Here is a 2,565-nt window from a genome sequence, read left to right on the forward strand (position 1 = left end):
TTTATTAGGGGTCGATGGGGGAATCACTTCCCCCACCTCCCATTCAGAACCCAGCGTGCCACTTTCACGGCACTAGGCTCCTACCTACGTTGACCCCTTACATAGGTACGACTACCAGAGTGGCAGTTCTTCTTCCTGATGCCCTTGGGCGTTTCCGTCATATCTTGACTTTAAATCGTGACAATGAGCGTGAAGCAATTGCAGGTTTTTGTATTCATCCTTTCCGCCTTGGCTTCTAGGAATGATGTGGTCTACTTCGAGCAGGTCGCTGCTTGTGAAGTATTGCCCGCAATATGGACATTTACCCTTCTGCTTTTTCAGCAGTTTTGCCACTCTTGTGGGGGCTTCGATGTCTTGTCCTCGCCTGGTACTCCAGTAAACCCAGTCGCCGTCATACGGAGATTTGTCAGGTTTGACTAAGGTATGTCGTTTAATTTCGACGTCCGCGTGTTTCCATAGCGTTAGTCCGTCTGCTGTGGCAAACGTCCATGTACCATGTCGGCCTTCTCGATAATACTTACGTATTGCTTGGGCTTTTTGTTTTCTTCCACGTCTTCTTACTGACCATGCTCTGAGCATTTGCCAAAGGATATTGTCTTCTGATGAAAACGTTTCCTTGGCTGCTACCCCTGAGTAGTAGTTTGCCCATCCTCTGATCATTGGGTTTAACTTTCCAATGAGTCCCGCTTGTGGGGCTGTTTTATGGGTCTTGATAACTGCTTTTAGGGCTACATGGTGGGCTTTGATTGCTTTCTTGCTTGGTTTAATCAGGGTTTTGAATCCAAGTAGTTCGGAATTGTGGCCACCTGTTTTTCCTGATTTGTGTCTTCCTGCTGGATATTGTCGGATGTTGAACCCCAAGAAGTCGAAACCGGGGTGTACAGTCAATTCATTTTCTGCAACCATCTGATTGAGAGTGTGACATATCCTGGTTTTTTCCGGCTTCAACTCCAACCCAACGGGTTGTAACCAAGTTTCGATTGCGGCTTTAGCTCTTAGGATGACTTTTAATTCTGGGTGTAGAACCACAAAATCGTCGGCGTAACGAATGATTCTGGCTGGTGGGTAGGCTCCTTTTTTAGGGAACTTAGATTCCACTTCGCGAATCATCCCATCTAGTGCTATATTGGCAAGTAGTGGCGATATGACCCCTCCTTGGGGTGTGCCTGCTACTGGTTCTTCAAAGGCTCCTTTGTCCATGATTCCGGCTTTTAACCAAGCTCGCACTTGGCGTCGGATATTCGATGGACATTGGAGCTTTTTCAGTAGGTATGTGTGGTCAATTTTGTCGAAACACTTGGATATATCCGCATCCAGAACGTAATTAGGTTTCTTGTTTATAACAAGATAAATTCTGGCTACGGCGTCGTGTGTTGACCTACCTGGCCTAAAGCCATATGAGGTTTCTTCAAATTTAGATTCCCAGTATGGCTCTAGTGCCATTTTTACCAATGCCTGACGCGCTCTGTCCTCTACTGTAGGGATTCCTAACGGGCGTTTTTCATCCCGTCCGGGTTTAGGTATCCATACTCTCCGAACTGCTTTGGCCTTATTGGTTAGTGACAGTCTGGAGGCCAGACCTAGCCTTTGTACGGGTGTTAGTGATTTTATCCCGTCTACCCCGGCTGTCTTCTTTCCTCTATTGAGTTGGGTTACTTGCCTTACTGCGAGTAATTTTGCGTAATATGACTTTAACAGTAGTTTCTGAAGCCTTTTTGCTGTGACATCGTTGCCCCTACTAGCCGCTCTGTAGATTCTCTTTTGGAGCTTGAACACTTTCCGCTGTACTGATTTCCAGGGGATTTCGTTCCATTCCACCATCAACATTTGTCGTGTTTTGGACATATATACTTCTACTTGAAACTCTACATTTCAACTTAGGCACAGGCTGTCTGCATATACCAGTTGTTAGGCTGGTCTTTGGCTTCTGCACTGTATCTCTCACCCATGTGGCTTGCGCTTACACTTATCACTACTTAGGAGTATCGACCTCTCCTAAGAGCCGGCATGGGCTTTACCTCGTTCCGTGGATTTGGGATTATTAGTTTTAGGATGCTGCCCTATCCCCCTGGGTACTTTTGGGACTTCGCTAATACGTAAGACGTGAAGCTCCGTATCTTTTGTGGGTGACTAATTAATTCCCCCACACTTTCCCCGTGACCTTTTGGTCGCAGCGTTCCAACCAGATTTCGCTACTTTATAGTTAAGAGGGTTCAAGTCGGACATTTGCCTCGCGGCTGACCTTGACTAATTGGCTCGAAGGGATTCCCTTACTGGTTAAGCGTTACCTCCTTTTCAGCCCGCTTCACACCTTTGATGGTGAGTCTCCGGGTGGGGCTGATGCCTAATTACCCCTGGCAATTGTTAAATCTTTTGTTAAGATTCTTCTTTTGCCAGAAAATCCGGGTATTTGTCCTCCATTTAAGACAACAAATCCACAGTTATAATGGTTCGTGACACGAGTGCAGGCGGAGCCTGTTAGTACACGGCGTCTGACGAAACCATTACCACGCGCTCGCTTCCGGGTTTCCCCGTCCGCTTTCCGCGTGAACGAATCGCACTAAT

1 protein-coding gene is annotated in these 2,565 nt (G+C 46.8%); it reads right to left on the reverse strand.

All coding sequences use genetic code 11. The features are described from left to right. Positions 1-111: 111 nt before the first annotated feature. Positions 112-1,845: a group II intron reverse transcriptase/maturase gene (ltrA, locus tag AM228_RS28655; protein WP_054470451.1), complete on the reverse strand. Its 1,734-nt coding sequence runs from the start codon at positions 1,843-1,845 to the stop codon at positions 112-114. Positions 1,846-2,565: the final 720 nt, after the last annotated feature.

The sequence above is a fragment of the Planktothricoides sp. SR001 genome (genome assembly GCF_001276715.1).
GTDB lineage: Bacteria > Cyanobacteriota > Cyanobacteriia > Cyanobacteriales > Laspinemataceae > Planktothricoides > Planktothricoides raciborskii.